The organism is Halorubrum sp. CGM5_25_10-8B (assembly GCF_005435095.1).
GTDB lineage: Archaea > Halobacteriota > Halobacteria > Halobacteriales > Haloferacaceae > Halorubrum > Halorubrum ezzemoulense.
Map to the genome: position 1 here is coordinate 1 of NZ_SGTY01000034.1, position 16,850 is coordinate 16,850.

Consider the following 16,850-nt stretch of genomic DNA (forward strand, 5'->3'; position numbering starts at 1 on the left):
TTTGGGAAATAGAACGACGAACATCCTCGTTTGCGAATAGTTTTAGCAATGTCGCACTCGAGACAGCTCAAAATTGGCTCGAAGCCGTTGCTGTCTACCACAATTCACGCCAAACTTAACGCGACCGTACGTTGGGGTGGTCAGTATGGCTGCCAGACGTATACTACGATACCGTATAGTATGCCGGAGAAGGCACCGTAAGAGATAGCCTCCACTGGCGCGTCTCCTAGAAGGAATGAAACGGCTGAGACTGTAACGATCCAGAGAAGACCGTGAAGGAAAGCGGTTCGTTGTCGCTCAGTCGTGGGCAAAAGACTGCTCGGCAGGCGCTGCTTGGAAGGCATAAATGATCGTGGAGCAGGGATCTCCTTGAGTCTAAGCACACAATACGACAGGGCCGCTGGCGGTGGAGGGCCGATACACAGGGTGAGTGGCGGCCAGTGAACGCCAAAGCGGGGGAGGGGGAGGTGATGAGAGATCCCACCAACTGTGCCACGGCGATGGGACGAGCTCAACAGTCGGATACTTGTTGTCGGCCGCCTCCGACCGGCGGCTACGTGAACCATATAGCCCTCGAAACATCAACCCATCAGCAGTGTTTCACGCCGCGAAACAACAACGCTTCTCGTCAAGAATGTCGATGATCCGTTGGTGTGTCTCGTGGAAGCGAAAGCAGCAAACCGCAAATTAGTGCGAGTTTCGAAACAAGACGCTACAGGCGATGTCCGGCAATGCTTCGAAAATATACCTTTTGGCTCTGCTGAAATTCTCAGCAGGTGAGATATTCTGGCCCGGTTGTGGTCAATACAGGAGATTATATAGTCTCAACCAATTCAGCAACTGATTCGACGACATCGTCCGGGCGGTACGCGAACTCTGTGAGTTCGTCACGACTAGTCGACCCAGTGAGTACGAGGTACGTAGTCAGGCCAGCCTCGATGCCGGCCACGACATCGGTGTCCATGCGATCCCCTACCATCGCCGTCGATTCGGAGTGCGCGCCGATCCGATTGAGGCCACTCCGGATCATCACTGGATTGGGTTTGCCAACGAAGTACGGCTCTTGCCCAGTGGCTTCCGTAAGGAGCGCAGCAACGGAGCCGGTAGCCGGGAGTGGGCCCTCAGGTGAGGGTCCGGTAGCGTCCGGGTTCGTTGCGACAAACCGCGCGCCCTGATCAATCAGTTGGACGGCCTGTGTGATATTCTGGAACGAATACGTGCGGCTCTCCCCGAGAACGACGAAATCTGGGTCAGTATCGGTCAGCGTGTAGCCCACCTTATGGAGCGCTGTCTTCAGTCCAGCCTCACCGATAACGTAGGCGGACGCATCTGGGACTTGATTTGACAAAAACTGTGCCGTGGCCACGGCCGAGGTCCAAATCCGCTCCTCTGGAACATCAATACCCACATCCGCAAGACGGGCAGACAGATCGCGACGCGTGTAAATTGAGTTGTTCGTGAGCACGAGAAACTCCTTGTCCTGCTCTTGAAGCCGGCCGATGAACTCTTTCGCCCCCGGGAGAGCAACCTCCTCATGTATCAGCACTCCATCCATATCAAGGAGCCACGTGCTGGGTTGGTCTTGTGTATGAGACATAGGAAGAAGTTATCAGAACTGTGTTCGCCGTGGACTTGAAAGTTTACACGCTGTCGAGGCGAATGCCACGGGGCTTGACCCCGTGGATGAAGCCGACACTCCGTGACACAAGCCATTAACTAGCAATACAGCGTTGACATCCTCCTCCGCGTGAACGCGGAGGAATCCCGACCGCAGTTGGGATATTAGGGTTTACAGTCCACCACCTCTCGTTGCGGTTGGAATCCGCAGGAGAGGTCATACAGGTGGACTGCTGGCTGTGCCAACCAGCCGGTACTCTTATCTCCACCCAAATCGGGCGCAGACTCGGAGTTACTTTCGTTGATGTCGAGACGGATGTTCTCCGCCCCATTCACGTCCGCATTATACGCAGCATCACAGTCCTCACACACATACAGGCCGCGTTCGACACGCTGACTCTCGTCTTCTCTCCCACAAACGCAACACGTCTTACTCGTGTCGCGCTCGGACACTTCCACGACTTCGATTCCCTTGACCTTCGCCTTGTATTCGAGAATCGAGGTGAAGCGGTCAAACGCCCACCCGTGCAAATCGAGGTTGCCATGTTTGCCCCAGTTCTTCGAGTTGCCGTTCTCGTTCTCGCGTACACCTTCCAAGTCCCCGATGTTGATGCGACCCACACCACGCTCGATACATTTCTCCACGATGTGTTTGGCGAGACTGTGGAAGAGATGGGTACGGCGTTCCGACCATTTGTGATGGAGTCGCGTGGCCCTGTCGCCACTGCTGTCGTCGCAGTTGGCGATCTCCTTCGGGAAGTAGTAGCCGTCCTGCTTCAGGCGGTTGCCGGGGTAGAGGTCAGCGTCCTCGGTACTGTATGCGACGGCGGCGAAGTTGCTGATGCCGAGGTCAATACCCGCTGTCTCGTTGCCGGGAGCGTCGGGGGTCTCGATCTCGTCCTTACAGACGAGGTGTAACTCCCATCGCTCCTTCGATTGGTCGTAGACAGCGCGAACCTGTTGTAGGTTCTCAACCGTGACGCCGGGGCGTGTCTCGTACTCGACGAGGATGTATTCCCGCGCTCGGGGGTGTTCTTTGTGATTCGCGCCTTTTGACAGGCGAACGCGGTTGTTCTTGGTGTCGTGACGGATGCCGTTCTGTTTCCACGTCACCGTCGAACGGGGGTGTTCTTCGTGGACGCGGCGACCCTCGTCGTCGTAGTAGTTCTCTTTGCGGTAGCCGGGCGGATTGTCTCGTTCATCGTCGGAGCCGTACCACGAGTTGAAGGCTTCAGCGAGTTCCTCTAGAACCCGCTGACTGGACTGGCTGTGTAGTCCTTTGTAGTTGGGATGGGTCTTCAACTCGTCTTTCAACTCCTCGTGGTCGGGAATCTCGCCCGTCTCCTCCCACACGCTGCGGGAGTGGTAGTTTGCGACGTTCCAGAGTTTGCTGGCACTCCACCCGTGCTGGTCGAGCGACTCCACGACCTGCGAGTGGTTGCGGATTGTCGCTTGATAGGTGCGATGGACTTCCAGCATCGTGGAACGCCTGTATAATCGCTTATACTCGTTCTCTTTGTAAATATTGGGATTGGACCGGATGAATATCCAGCGGTGCTATCGACGGTGGACTGTGGAATGGGTTGTCGGATTCATCCCGCGCCTAAAGGCGCGGGTATTCTCCTTGCTCCTTATAATCGAGGTACGGCGATGTGGTATGACTACCGCTTCCGCGCCTACCCTGACCGAACAGGTGTGACTGCGGAAGTGGAACGCCACATCGACATCCACCGCCAAGCATACAACCACACCCGCTACGAATACAGTGTCCTCGACACCGACGAGGACAACATCGGTTCGGCGTACCAACACCAGAAACGCCTCACCGAATGGAAGGACGAGTGGCCTGTGTTCTCCAAAGTCCACTCGAAGGCGTTACAGAAGACCGTCGAACGCTTCTACGACAATCTCTCGAACCTCTCCGAGAAGAAGCAGAACGGGCACAAGGTCGGGTGGCTCTACTGGAAGTCCCCAAGCGAGTACCAGAGTATGACGTATTCGCAGTCTGGCTTCGAACTCAAAAACACGAGTGGCCGGACTGCCACAATCTGGCTCTCCAAAATCGGTGACATCCCCATTCGATATCACCGTTCCATCCCCGACAACGCAGACATCAAAGAGGTGACGCTGAAGAAAGAGACGACGGGTGAGTGGTACGTCACGTTCGGCCTCGAAGTCGAAGACACCACGCTCCCCGAGAAACCCGCTGTAGACGACGTGGATGTTGAGGACTGCGTTGGCCTCGACCTCGGCATCCAGAACTACATCTACACGTCTGACGGCAACAGCGTGGACTGGCTTGACCTCTCCGACGAGTACGAACGCCTGCGTCGGGAGCAGCGCAATCTCTCCCGGAAAGAACACGGGAGCAACAACTGGGAGAAACAGCGCCGTGGGGTTGCCAAGATTAAGCGCAGAATCAAGCGGAGGGTTGAAGACTTCCAGCACAAGCTCACGACGTGGCTCGTCACGACGTATGACGCCGTGTTCGTGGAAGACTTGAACGTCTCGGGAATGCTTCAACAGCGTGGGAACGCTCGGAATAAGCAGGATGCCGCGTGGCGCAGATTCATCGAGATGCTGGAGTACAAGGGCGACCTGTACGGTACGCACGTCGTCCAAGTAGATCCTGCGGGGACGACCAAAGAGTGCGCTGAATGTGGTGTCGAGACGGACAAACCGTTGTGGGTGCGGGAACACAGTTGTCCGAGTTGCGGGTTCGAGGCGGATAGAGACGCGAATGCGTCGTACAACGTTCTTTTTCGCGGCCTTCAAGAGTTAGGTCTGGGACAGGCCGAATCGACGCCCGTGGAGACTGCGACCGCTGTGGAAACCGATGGAGGACAGTCTTTGTCGGTTCCTGTAAGTCGCGTCGTTGAAACGGGAAGCCTCGGGGCTTGACCCCGAGGCGGTTCACGACGCGCTTGACATCCTCCCACGGCTGAAGCCGGGGGATTCGTCCGCGTTTACGCGGAGGAGGATGTCAACTGTAGCGACGCCGGACACCCAGCGCCGGCGACGACAGTTTCTCCATGACAGAAAATTCGGGGCGAAAACCTCGCCTTTCAGGTCAGGGAGGATGTTAAGGTCGGTTTCGGTGATGAAGGATAGTGGACTACAGACCTGCGTTTCCGGCACTGAAACGCGACAGTACAATTTTGAATCAACCGCATCAGTACCTATCCGGATGCTGGGGGGGATACAATCGAAAGAGCTGGCACTGCTGGTTTGGTTGGTGGCGACGTTCGCTATTGGAACAGTGGTGTATTCGCCGTTGAATGGGCTTGCGCTCTCTGTGCCAACGACCTGGGGATTGTGGGCGCTGTTGATGTTGCGTGAGAGAGAATAGAACATTCGTAATCAGAGGAGGGCCCAGGATAACTTGCGTCGAATTTTTGAAGGAAGCTAGCCCAGATTCGTGTACACCCGTCGTGTCTGTGCGGCGACAACAACAAGACCAACACCGACGGCGGCGAAGACAATCGGGACTCCCAACGACGTGCCCCGAGCGGTGACGCCGGCAAAGTCAGCAACGAATCCACCGTTGAGCGGACCGATGTACCAAACTCCGAGATACAACGCTTCGAACAGCCGAGGCGATCCAGTCCATAACCCAGCAGCGAGTGCGAGCGACGGCGGGAAGATGACGAGACCCGTCACTCCGATGAGTGCGGTGGGGCCTCCTGTGGCCACAGCGATCGCAAACGCACCGGCCCCGACGACGATGGTGATTAAACAGCCGGCAATCCACTCGCCGACAAGCTGGCCAACCGGGTAGTCGGACGTGAGAACTTGAGGGCGAATCCCATGACGAGCGGTCTGTGAGCCGATCTGTGACCAAACGAAGAGTGGCCAGACCGCGACCAACGAGAGCAGCCCCCGGGCAGCTCCCTCAGTGCCACCACCAGTGAGGGCGATTCCAGCTGGCACGACCGCCAACAGCCCCGCACCGAGATACCACCAACGCGGTTGTCCACGCAGGAGACGACGAAGTTCCATCGTGAGGACACGCCGAAACCCGCCGGCACCACGACGGGTAACCGGAGGAATCGTGACATCATCACCAACAGGCGAAGGGGACACAGCCGGATCAGCCGTGTCTGTTGGAGTTTGTGGATTGGACGCTGTCTGTGTCGCAGTCTCAGGGGGAGTCTCGTCGAGCGGGAGGCGCCGACGTACCTTCTCCACTACCCCGCCGGTCGTCCGAAACCAATTAAACGGCAGTGTCGCGACAAGCGTTACGGCCAGTCCGACGGCGACGGTACCCAATCGCTGAGCGAAGAACCACGCCGGCCACGGGCCTCCCTCGTACCGGAACGTTTGCGCGTTGGATCCACCCGTTCCGAAGTTCGCGAAGCTACTCTCGAATCCCGGCACAGCGGCCTGTATTGATTCGAAGGTGAGATCGTACGCGAGGGTGAGCCCGACAATATCGAGCGCTTTCACAGTCGTCGGGACAGCGGCCGGGACTGCCGTTTCCGGACGCGCCGACTGTGCGGAGAGCAAGAAGATGGCCCCGAAAAAGTACGCTATCCGACCGAGGGTTCCAGCGAGCAGATTGATCGTGCCAAACAGCATCGCGACCGCGCCAACAAACACGGTAAGTGGAACGACCATCACAAAGACTGGCCAGCTGATGGCAATTGGGTCGGTGGCACCGACCCCGTAGATCGAGTGGTTGACGACCGCTGCGCCTGCGAGTACCGCTGCGGTGAGAACGCCGACGGCGGTGTTGCTCAGTAGTTTCCCGAGTAGGTACACCGGTTTACTGGTCTGTGAACTGGTTACCACCGGGAGGTGCCCGTGGCGGTCATCGCGTTCAAGCGACCCGCGAAGCACGTAGAATCCGGCCAGAAGCATGACCGCTGATCCGGCCATCCCAGCGTTGAGCCCGACGAGGTGAGAGGTCAGCGCGCCGTTGACGTTCGGCCCGTTGGAAACCGTATAGAAGACGCCAAACGAGCCCGAGTTGATCAGGTATCCGACATAGATGACAACGGCAAAAAAGATGAGTAGCTTTCGCGACCGAACACGAGCGATAATGTCAGTCCGAGCAATATGATAGGCTCGGCGGACGTCAGTTCGCATGCGTAACCGTTTGGAGATATGCGTCTTCGAGCGATGCGGTGACCTGCTCGGCGTCGGTGGTCGGCGGATCCTCCGCGACGAGCCGAACATCGACGCCGTCTGCCCGCTGGACGGTGTTACAGATGGGGAACTCTTGTCCGAGTTGCTCTAGCGTCGACTGGGAGACCCGGCATTCGTAGACATCGCCGTCAACGGACTTGATCAGCGACTCGGTTGGTGCGTGGGTGAGTAACTGCCCGTCTTCTAACACGGTAACCGTGTCAGCTGTCGCCTCAATGTCCGCGACGACGTGTGTCGAAAAAATCACGACGCGATCATCAGCGGTGTCAGCCAGCGCATTACGCATGCGAACGCGCTCCTCCGGATCGAGGCCGACGGTTGGTTCGTCGACGACCAACAGCTCGGGGTCGTTAAGCAACGCTTGTGCAATCCCTGCCCGCTGCCGCATACCACCAGAGAACGTGTCGAGGCGCCGATCACGCACGTCGGTGAGGTTCACGAGGTCGAGCAACGCTTCGATCCGCGCGCTCGCCGTTTCGGAATCAAGCCCCCGTAGCGCCGCCACGTACTCGAGATACTCCTCAAGCGTTAACGTCGGATAAGTGTCGAAATCCTGTGGCAGATATCCGAGTAGGCTTCGGACGACACCGGGCGATTCGCTCACCCGAGTTCCGTCCCAGTAGATCGCTCCTTCTGTCGGGGGCGTCACCGTCGTGAGCATGCGCATGAGAGTAGACTTCCCAGCACCGTTCGGACCGACGAGGCCGTGTACACCAGCACCGAGTCGAAGGGTAATGTCTCGAACCCCCCAAAGACCCTCTGAGTACTGCTTGCCGAGCGATTCTATCTCAAGTCGCATGTGTGCCCCAGAGTGTCGAGATGACATATACATGGGTCCGGTGTTTCTGGGCCAGTGACAGAGCCGGCATAGGTCAGCAAAGTCGCGAAATTGGTGTTTCACGTCCGGTAACGGTGACTCAACTTATTACGGACTGGATTTCCACCGTCTGTACATGCCCGCAAAAGAGGCTTACCGCGCTGCGCATCGCACAACCGACCACTCAGGAAACCCAGATACACGTCGGGTTAGTGGTGAGAGTCTGGTACTGAGGAGTTACGACGATAGTACCCACAATGTTCACGTCACAATCACCGACGACAACGGCGAAACCGCGTTCACTCGGACCGTCTCTGTCGGTCCACAAGACACCGTCAGCATCCAGACACGTCTCGAACGCGCAGTCTACCGAGTAGATGTCCGACTGGATAACGGTGTGGGTGACCGCGCAGACTGTCTTCTCGGCAGCGACCCGAATGAGTGTGCCAAGATCGAAACTGGAAACGGAGTGGTTAGTGTCGTTGAAGGCTATTTTTGATCGGCTGGTGTGCGCGGCGAAGAGCTACTGAGAGTTGAGAGTTAGTCTCGTTTTAGGGGGCAGATGGCTGACTCTGTATCGTCACCAGAACTGTGACTAACCCGTTGGTTTCCCCTGAACACACGAATAGCACCGGCAGTTAGCCCTATGGAATATTAGAGCAAAAATCCACGCAGCGGCTGATGAACCGATGCTAAGCCGTCGCGTTCTCTGGCGGCTCAGGCGGCTCGGGCGGCGTCGGGCCACCGGGCGGCATACCCCCACCCGGTGGAGTCCCGCCGCCCGGTCCGGTCGGCGGTCCGAACGACACGTCAGGCGCGTCACCGCTCACGAGGAAGTCAGCGAGGTTCCCGATGAAGACGCCGTTATCGGCGCGACGGGCGTTTTCGGGCGCGAAGAAACTCGAGTCTCCAACTACTGCGAGAGACTCGCTCCGTACTGCGACCGTGTATGAGCCAGACTCCCGAGTGGTCGAAAGACGCGACGTCTCCGCCGTGGTGAGCGTTGCTGAATCGTCAGCAGATCCAACGGACGCCGCGCCACGAAGGACGACCTGCTCAACCCCCTCAGTAAGCGGCGTCGACTCGGGCGGCTGTACGAGGACGCTGAGGTAGCCCGCGTCGTTGTGCTCCATGTCGTACACGTAGCCGGCGTCGCCGTAGACGCCGAACGGGGATCCGAAGTCGGTCAATGCCCCGGCGTTGCCTGGGTCACTCGCGACGAGGGTTCGGCCGCCCGCCTCAACGAACGAGTTGACGGCATCAGCATCTGGTCCCGAGAGTGCGCCGGGGGCGGTCGTCACGAACGCGTCCGCATCAGCGAGCAGCGACTGGAGCCGCTCACCGCTTCTGATTCCGCCGTAGAACCGAACCTCGTGGCCGTTCTCGATGAGTGTCGAGGTAAGCGGTGTGACGCCACGCCGGGCGCCACCGAGCGTCCCAATATCTGCCTCCGTGGGGGCATTACCGTCCTCAATCGGAAGCACGGGCAGCCCGCCACCGGCGCCAGTCGTACTGCTTCCGAGGTGGACGACGACCGTGTTCGACGGCTCGCCGCTCTCCATTTCGATGTCACCGCCCTCGCTGACGGTTTCCGGTTCGACGGAGTCGAGCCGCCAGTGGTCGTCTGTAACGGGCTCCGTATCCGGTGGGGCCGTATCTAAGAGGACGCCCCCGGCTGCGGCGACGCCGACAACAGCCAGGAATATGAGCGCGAATGCGCCGATTGCCGTTCGGAGATTAACGCTCATGCGGGCTCACCTCCGTTCGTCGCGCCGGTATCGTCGTGTTGCGTGCGGGCGTCGTCGGCGTTCGTCTCACTACTGAGTTGGTCCGTGGGCAGTCGTCCAGTGTAGCTTGTCATGACTATTTCCTCGCCGACAGTCTCGTCCCATGTTTGCGGTGCCACCGCGAGGATAAGATCGTCGTTGAGATCGCTTTCAGAGTCGTCGACAACGACGACAGTACTGTCGTCCTGTTGTAAGAGCGGAATGCCCCCCGGAACGCGATTCTCGGTACGACGCGTGTCGACCGCGTAGTCGTCAATACCGGCTTCAGTTGCGGCATCAGCGACTGCTCCATCGACAAAGCCAAATCGGTCCGCGAATCCGTTGGCAACGGCTTCGGTTCCGAGATAAGCATCGGCGTGCGCGATCGCTTCTCGGTCAAGCTCGATCTCTTCGCCGCGCTGTTCGATCACGTTCTCGATGAAGAGGTTGGCGAGCGTTTGTCGCCGCTCGCGTTGTGTGTCCGGATCGCTACCTCGTTTGTCAGGGCCGGTCGTACCCGCACTTGGCCCGTTTGGAGCCGGCGCGGCCCCCGCAACACCGACGCTACCGACCGCCTGCGCGGACGGAGCTACGTAGATGCGATCGGCAGGCGCAATCGCGAGATACGCGCCGGACGCTCCGAGCGTATCTACTGCGGCGTATACCGGCATCACCGAGGCAGTACGGTCGACCGCAGCGTACATCCGTTCGCTCTGTGCAGGCAGGCCGCCACCGCTGTCAACTTCCAAGACGACCGCCTGGATGGAGTCGTTCATGCGGGCGTCTCGGAGGTTGTCTTCGACGTGCTGTGCTGTCGACGAGTCTATCGCTCCGTCGATTTCGATCACAGCGACGGTGCCGTCGGGACCGGTTACGGCGCCGTACACGCTGGGAGCGACGAACAGCCCCGCAGCAAGCGCCAGTATCACTGCGACACCAACGGCGTGTCGAGTGGTCAGCCGGTCGACAACCGATCCCGACTCGGAGCGTGGCGGAACACGGTCGGAAGTTGTCGGCGAGTGGCGCTCGGTTCGTGTGTCCGTATCCGGCGTCGATTCATCTGGAGATTCTGTGGGGCCCTTCTCAGAACTCATTGCCCTGTCCTCGCTCGGTCTCGCGGTCGTATTTGGAGGTTTTGTCGGTCTTGCATCGTCGAACTGATTGTGCGGTAATAGAGTACCGCTGTAGCTGCGTTGGGGTCATACGGCAACCGATGCCGTGTGTCGAGAGTGGACGCAATGTTGGAACTCATGAGTCTGACAGCGACTCGACGTCGCCGACGGTCACCCCCGCCAGTTCGGCATGTGGCGCAAATATATCGCCGTCGGCGGCAGTTTCTAGTATTACTGTACGCCCGTGTCTAGAGACGGTTGCGTCACTAAACGAGGACTCTCCCTCGCGTGCGGCGCGCGCAATCGCCTCTGCCGTCTCTCTGTCGAGCCGTTTCGGATCGGCTACTGCGCCGTACCGAAACGTCGTCGTCGGAGTATCGGCAGTGTCATGCTGGCTTGTCGGGGGCGTGGCTGACAGAGACTTCGAAGGCCCTGAGCCGTCTGGGGTCACACTACAAGCGACGCCAACTGCGGCTGCCGCATCAACCGCCGTCCGGAGCGCTTTCGGTGCGTCCGAGAGGGTGCGTCGCAGATACTCCCGCGTCTCTGTCCCCAAGTCGACACAGACCGTCGCGTCTCCGTGGAGCCGTGACGGGAGCGATCCGTAGTCTGTGTCTGTCCGTGAGTGCTCCGTGTCGTGACCGCTGATACCAGCGTCGCGGTGGGCCACCGCACTGCTAATCGATGAAGCGTGCCCGATGACAACTTCGTCCGCGCGGACACCAAGCGTCGTGGTGGTGCGTTTCGACTTGAACCGGGTAAAGCCGGCCTTGGTGGCTGGCTCTCGGATGAGATCGGCGTCTCGAGTGAGTTCTCGACGGAGTGTCCGTGCGTCGATGTCACCGACGATGACACCACAGCCCTCAGGGCCGTCTGTCGTGAGTGCGGTTCCGCCAGCCACCTGTTGGAGTCGGTCAAGCGATACACTGTCGTACCGAGAGAGGAGGTCACGGATCGGGGCCGCAACCCCCTGTGGGACCCCCGTCATTGTTACTAGGCGCGGGTTAAACCGCGCAGTAACCACGGTGTCAACCCCCCGTGATGTAACTGTGGCCGGCTTGTACGCCCCGTTAGCAACTGCTGAGTGGGGTTGCTGCGGAGGGCTGTGCTTGGCCGAGCTACCTGTCGCCGCTCCCGTTTCACCGGATCCGTTGATTGCGAGCGTTCCAGCGGGCGGGGGTTCTGAAGTCAGTACTCCAATGGGCCTATTAACACCGAGCCCGGTTGCCACGAGCGCACCTAAGCGCCTCGCGAACGTCCGTTTGGAGGGCATCGTTTCAGAAGACGTGCGCTCGGTGATAATGCTCCGAGACGTGTTTCAGGTTCGGAAGCACATCCGTCGGGCGCGTGTTCATCAACCAACGCAGGGAGGAAGTGTGAACCGCCTCGGGGTCAAGCCCCGAGGCACTCGCCTTGTTTTCTCTGTAGAACTAAGTTACGGGAGCCGTCTACAGTTACTTTTCCAACTTTTCCGTGACAGAATCTTCTTCCAGATGCGATTGCGCGTCATCTCTGTCGGACTCAAGTAGTCGTTCAACTTTGTCTTCAAATTCCGCATCGTTGAGCTCACCGCTGGCATATCGTTCTTGGAGTGTTGACAACGCATCATCCGTAGAGTCGGTGTTGCGGCCGTCGGTTGGAACATCACCCGAATCCGCGGCTGCCCACAGCGGGTACTGTTCCGGGTCGTACTCGTCGGTGTCAGGCGGTACCTCCTTGATCGCAAATTCAAGAACGCCAGACACGATCATTCCCGCGATCAACGCCGTGTACCACACTGCCGGAGTGAGTACATACACTCCGGCGACGGTCACAAATCCGGCCACAAGTGAGACCGGGTGATCGTCCAGTTGGTTGAAGATGGAGGGCATACACATGCCGACAATTAGCGGTCGTAGCTGAAATACATACGGCAAAATGTTTTCCACCAAAGGCGTACTACCAGCGTACAAAAGGCTGATGCCCCCTGTCCCTCCGGCCCTCAAAGGAGGTTCGTCCCCGTAATCTGCGGAGGGCATCAGCAACTGTGTGTATGGTATCATTTCACAAAAATCGGTCGACGCTCAAGCGCTCAGTGTAGACCCTGTGAAACTAGCGTACGCTAATACCGAAGATATGCTCCGCTACCGACACAGATCGTGGCGATGAGTAATAATCCACCACTGAGAACACCCCTCAGCCTACCTGAAACTCCAGAGCTTTCGACGATGTTGAACGCCCCTTGAAACACGATTAGTTGGAATACTAGTAGAAGACTTCCCCCGGAGACCAACAACTGGCTCTTCGAGCTTCTGTCCATAGTTCAGCCAGCATCCGGCAATTGTATAGGTGTTACCTGTACTCTCTGGCTCAGAAACAGAGAATGTTCCTAGGTTTAAAGCATACTATTCCTGATCAACAACGAATATATTCTGCTCCACCCCCACGGATTACCCTCAGCGCAGTTCCAGCGTGCTAGAATTTCCTTACGGCGGAAACCGCGGCGAAGAGGGTGAATAGTCCACCGAGTACAATCGCAATGATCGGTGCGTTCGACGTTTGATTTTTCAAAAACGCATCTCCCGGCTCGTCGGGAGAAACATATGCGGTTGTCTGTGCCCCCTGTTCGTACTCCTCAATGGCTGATTCGGCGCCCGATTGCGTCTCGTAGTTCTGTTCAAGATCTGCGGGGTATATTTTTGTCCCAGTATATTCATTTCCGTTATACGTGTACTCAAACTCAACCACCGGATCGAAATCGGCGCCCGGATTTGATGACGTTCCGCTATCAGCCTCGATATCGAGTTCGGTGATAGTCGCATCAACCTCGACTGATTCTCGGACTGCCTCCGTCTGTTGAACGTAATCGTATCCTCCGTAGCTGGCGATAGCAATCCCAATGAGGATGTATAATAAAGCACCCTTGAGGCTATCGGGACCCTTAACATTCACACCTGAATCGTCGTTCATACTGTCAATCACCACGAGGCCGCGTACAATGAGGAGAATGTCGGACGTTGCTGCGGGGTTCAGCTGACTGTAGACGCATCTTCTCACACCACCGAGAGCGGTATGACAGACGAAGTAGCGATACCCGCTGTATGCGTCGTCCGAATGTCCGAGTGTTCTGTCGGAGGGCTGAATACATCAAGTCGTCTTTCAGACACCTAGTAACTAAAAATGCTGGCTCTGTTAAAAACCATTCAGCAGATGATATATCGTGATCCAGTCGTTGTCAATTTGAGTTGCTAGGGATAGCAGCCCCACTCTGTAAGCGCAGAGTGTGGGCTATGTGCCAAGAACGGAACGTTTGTCGGCCTCGTATAGGTATCTCGATAAGAGAGACGGACACCGTGGTCCAGGTGGCCCAGGCTGCTACGACGCTTGATACACCTCACCCGAATGCTCTCTTTTCATTGTCACACGTCGGAGACTGCCACGTCTCTGAGGACAACCTCAACGGCTGTCCCGCCGAGATCACTCTCATCGAAGGAGAGTGACCCGCCCATGCTCTGGACGGCCCAGTTGGTCCCCCAGAGGCCCAAGCTACTGGCGTGTTCGAAGGGGGTCTCGACGCCCCCCTCGATCACTGCCCGCTCTGACTCTGGTATCCCTGGACCATCGTCCGCGACGACAAGACGGACGTCCGCCCCGGTCCGTTCTACACGAACCACGACGCGTGGGGACTCCCCGTCGTTGTGTTCGACTGCGTTCTCGACGAGGTGATCGATCACGTATCGGCACCGTTCCGGGTCGATGTTTACCGTCACGTCGGGGGCAGTGAGGGTCACGTCGGCGTTTACACCAGCCGTTGCGTCGGCGACAACATCTTCGAGAAGCGGCCGTAAGCTGACTTCGGTTCGATCGGCCGCGGACCGCTCCATGAGATCTTGGACCCGCCGTGCCTCCGCGCTCAGTGCGCTCAGTCTGTCCGCGCCGTCGACGGCCGGGGCGAGGTCGGCCTCCTCCGCGTGCGCCCGTATCACGTCCAGTTCGTTCCTGACGTTGTGACGGAGGATGCGGTTGAGTACCGCCAGCCGCTGTCGCCTGATTTCGCGGTTCGTCACGTCGATCAACATGACGGTGTAACCGAACGTCTCCCCGTACTCGTCGACAAGCGGCGAGACGCTCGGTTCGAACTGTCTGTGGCCCGTCGTCGTCCGGCAGGTGATAGTATTGAGTTCGGTCAGGGATGTCACCGAGTGATCCGTGACATCGGCCAGCGTCTGTGCGCCGCCGAACATTCGTTCGGCCGGTTCGTTCACTCGGACCACCCGTGCCCGGTCGTCAAGGACGAAAATCGCCTCGTCGGTCTCTGTCAGTGCCGCCCGCTCACCCAGTCTCCGGGTCGCGGGGACGCGAGTCACGACATCATAGCGAAAGATCCCCAGCGTGAGGCTGGCGGCGACCACGAGAAACGTACTCCCGATCAGCACGTCGTTCAACAGCGGCGTCGTAGGACGGGTCGTCTGAACGGTAAAGATGAATCCGGCGATCGGTATTACGACGAGGAGACTCTGTACCGTCGACAGTCGGTCGTGTCGATACGTCGCGACGACAACTCCCCCGATCAGTGCGAACACGAGGGTCAGGAGTACCAGTGTGGCCACCGACTGTGCCGTTTCGAGCGTCTGGAGCGCCTCAGTACCCACCAGCGAGGTCGTGATCCACCCCTCCTGTATCAGTCGTCCCAAAAGGTTCACACCGACGAGGATAGCCACGGCCAGCGTCACCGCGAGTACTCGTCTAGGTGTGATGTACCGCCCGATCCCGATGTATCGTGCTGCAAACGTCATCCATGGAACCGCCAGAAGTAGGACTGCGGACCCCAGTGGCAGGTTCTCGAGTGGCGTCACTGCGTGTAGCCCGGCGTATCCGACCCCGAGGAGCGACACCACCCCGGCGAGGACGACGAACGGCCTAGCGAGCCCGGTGCGGGCATCCCCCTGCCGGAGTCGTCGGTACGCCGTCACCCCCACTGCCCCGGCGACACCGCCACTCACCGCTGGAATACCGACCCTGAACAGCCCCAGCGGATCGAGTTGAATCACCGTACTGTGTTGGGTGGCTTCAGTATCAAAGCGGTTGTGGACCGACCGTCTCCGGACGAAGCTCAGCAACGCACAGATTATAGAGACTAGAAGGCGAATACGCCCGCCTTTAGGCGGGTGATGAAGCCGACATGGCGGGAAGCAATCCACTGGCCGAACGTCTGTACCGAGTTTTATATACGGAGATTTAATTGACAGGCCGCTCTATGCGAAGGTAGGAATCGGTCGGAACGGAGCGGATTCCGAACCGTCCTCCAGAGGCGGCCTGTCCGCCCGCGTAACGAGGCAGTATCTAAAAAGGCAGTCGGTGAACGCCACATCCTCGAAGGGTGTGTCTCTGTCGATTGCTCAAAGCGATTCAGACGATACCCCTAACTCCGATGATGTCTGCTGGCGTCCCCGTGGCAAAAACAACACTGGGACGCAGTACACGGCCGAGGATAGGGGTAACGGCCAGTTGGCATGGCCAGCAGTCCACCAGTCCGACACTGTGGGACTACCTATGCCCGAAAGGTCTGGTAGTCAACTGATTGGACTATGAACCTGAAACTCCCACCGCTCGGGATTCCTCCGCGTTTACGCGGAGGAGGATGTCAATACGGACCGTGGTCACTTCCAGCTGACGCCAGCGGTTGACGACTGCGGTGCGGTATCGGGACCAGCGGGCTATCGTCGCCACGAGCAGGGGACTGTCAGTCGACGCGTTGGGGTAAAATCTGAACGGCGTGGACGGAGTGTTACTCGCCCTGAAACGCCTAGCCGGCTCTGTTGAAATCCTATTTCTCAGATACATACACAGATGAAACAGCCGGTTGGTGAGAGCTCCGTACTGAATGGTTCCGAAATGAAGGGCCCCGAGTCGGTATCTTCTTCATGCTATATTCTCGAAAGCAGGTATGGTTGGAATAGGGACTCTTATTATCGCGATTACGTTTGTCGCCGCAATGGCGGTGACTTTGGGTCTACTACTGCGGTTGTTGAAAGACGCTGAGGGCGTATGATTCAGCTCGATGGACCGACACAAGTCAACAGATCTGGCAAAGTCTGTTCTGGCTGTTAGAGGTAACAGCCACCGTGAAGCAGGCATTCTCGCAGCGGCCCGTCGCGGATTGACAGATCACGCTGGCAAGGGCGTCACGGTGACCAGCTGACGCTCGTCGCGGCGTGCCGCGCGTCACTTCGAGTGATTCGCGGACGGCGCGGGATCGACTACGAAAGCAATCTTGAACCAATGGGTCGCGTTAAGTTTGGCGTGAATTGTGGTAGACGGCGAGGGCTTCGAGCCAATTTTGAGCTGTCTCTAACGCGACATTGCTGAAACTATTCGCAAACGATGATGTTCGTCGTTCTATTTCCCAAA

The 16,850-nt window shown here is 58.3% G+C and carries 12 protein-coding genes and 3 pseudogenes; 3 read left to right on the top strand and 12 right to left on the bottom strand.

Annotated features, from left to right (window positions below):
* Window positions 1-119: pseudogene (locus tag EXE51_RS18065) on the top strand (IS6 family transposase); the annotation flags it as partial.
* A gap of 695 nt (window positions 120-814) precedes the next feature.
* On the opposite strand, the gene EXE51_RS17170 reads toward EXE51_RS18065, so the two are convergent.
* Window positions 815-1,555, bottom strand: coding sequence for an HAD-IIA family hydrolase (locus EXE51_RS17170; RefSeq protein ID WP_241987264.1), 741 nt, complete (start codon window positions 1,553-1,555; stop codon window positions 815-817).
* A gap of 227 nt (window positions 1,556-1,782) precedes the next feature.
* On the bottom strand, window positions 1,783-3,096 hold the full coding sequence (locus tag EXE51_RS17175; protein ID WP_094494230.1) for an RNA-guided endonuclease TnpB family protein: 1,314 nt from the start codon (window positions 3,094-3,096) through the stop codon (window positions 1,783-1,785).
* Window positions 3,097-3,267: 171 nt separating this feature from the next.
* On the opposite strand from EXE51_RS17175, the gene EXE51_RS17180 reads away from it, so the two are divergent.
* The gene (locus tag EXE51_RS17180) at window positions 3,268-4,518 is read left to right on the top strand and encodes an RNA-guided endonuclease TnpB family protein (RefSeq protein WP_137693163.1); all 1,251 of its coding nucleotides are present in this window, start codon (window positions 3,268-3,270) and stop codon (window positions 4,516-4,518) included.
* A 504-nt stretch (window positions 4,519-5,022) separates the two neighbouring features.
* Here EXE51_RS17180 and EXE51_RS17185 read toward each other — a convergent pair.
* The 9 genes from EXE51_RS17185 to EXE51_RS17225 form a co-directional block, all read right to left on the bottom strand.
* The gene (locus tag EXE51_RS17185; protein ID WP_137693164.1) at window positions 5,023-6,705 is read right to left on the bottom strand and encodes a hypothetical protein; all 1,683 of its coding nucleotides are present in this window, start codon (window positions 6,703-6,705) and stop codon (window positions 5,023-5,025) included.
* A complete protein-coding gene (locus tag EXE51_RS17190; RefSeq protein WP_049933327.1) occupies window positions 6,695-7,564 on the bottom strand; it encodes an ABC transporter ATP-binding protein in 870 nt (289 codons plus the stop codon). The genes EXE51_RS17185 and EXE51_RS17190 overlap by 11 nt, the downstream gene beginning before the upstream one ends.
* A 710-nt stretch (window positions 7,565-8,274) precedes the next feature.
* On the bottom strand, window positions 8,275-9,330 hold the full coding sequence (locus EXE51_RS17195; RefSeq protein ID WP_089309444.1) for a DUF4350 domain-containing protein: 1,056 nt from the start codon (window positions 9,328-9,330) through the stop codon (window positions 8,275-8,277).
* The gene (locus tag EXE51_RS17200) at window positions 9,327-10,442 is read right to left on the bottom strand and encodes a S49 family peptidase (RefSeq protein WP_080508719.1); all 1,116 of its coding nucleotides are present in this window, start codon (window positions 10,440-10,442) and stop codon (window positions 9,327-9,329) included. The genes EXE51_RS17195 and EXE51_RS17200 overlap by 4 nt, the downstream gene beginning before the upstream one ends.
* 154 nt (window positions 10,443-10,596) lie before the next feature.
* On the bottom strand, window positions 10,597-11,448 hold the full coding sequence (locus EXE51_RS17205) for a hypothetical protein (protein ID WP_321167016.1): 852 nt from the start codon (window positions 11,446-11,448) through the stop codon (window positions 10,597-10,599).
* Between the two features lie 466 nt (window positions 11,449-11,914).
* A complete protein-coding gene (locus EXE51_RS17210; protein WP_179233699.1) occupies window positions 11,915-12,331 on the bottom strand; it encodes an SHOCT domain-containing protein in 417 nt (138 codons plus the stop codon).
* A 230-nt stretch (window positions 12,332-12,561) separates the two neighbouring features.
* On the bottom strand, window positions 12,562-12,759 hold the full coding sequence (locus EXE51_RS17215) for a hypothetical protein (RefSeq protein WP_080508721.1): 198 nt from the start codon (window positions 12,757-12,759) through the stop codon (window positions 12,562-12,564).
* A 155-nt stretch (window positions 12,760-12,914) separates the two neighbouring features.
* The gene (locus EXE51_RS17220; protein ID WP_094495406.1) at window positions 12,915-13,409 is read right to left on the bottom strand and encodes a DUF3592 domain-containing protein; all 495 of its coding nucleotides are present in this window, start codon (window positions 13,407-13,409) and stop codon (window positions 12,915-12,917) included.
* Window positions 13,410-13,858: 449 nt separating this feature from the next.
* A complete protein-coding gene (locus tag EXE51_RS17225) occupies window positions 13,859-15,490 on the bottom strand; it encodes an ATP-binding protein (protein WP_137693166.1) in 1,632 nt (543 codons plus the stop codon).
* A gap of 1,006 nt (window positions 15,491-16,496) precedes the next feature.
* Here EXE51_RS17225 and EXE51_RS18070 point away from each other — a divergent pair.
* A pseudogene (locus EXE51_RS18070) lies at window positions 16,497-16,724 on the top strand (IS1595 family transposase); the annotation flags it as partial.
* Between the two features lie 7 nt (window positions 16,725-16,731).
* Here EXE51_RS18070 and EXE51_RS18075 read toward each other — a convergent pair.
* Window positions 16,732-16,850 (bottom strand): annotated as a pseudogene (locus tag EXE51_RS18075) (IS6 family transposase); the annotation flags it as partial.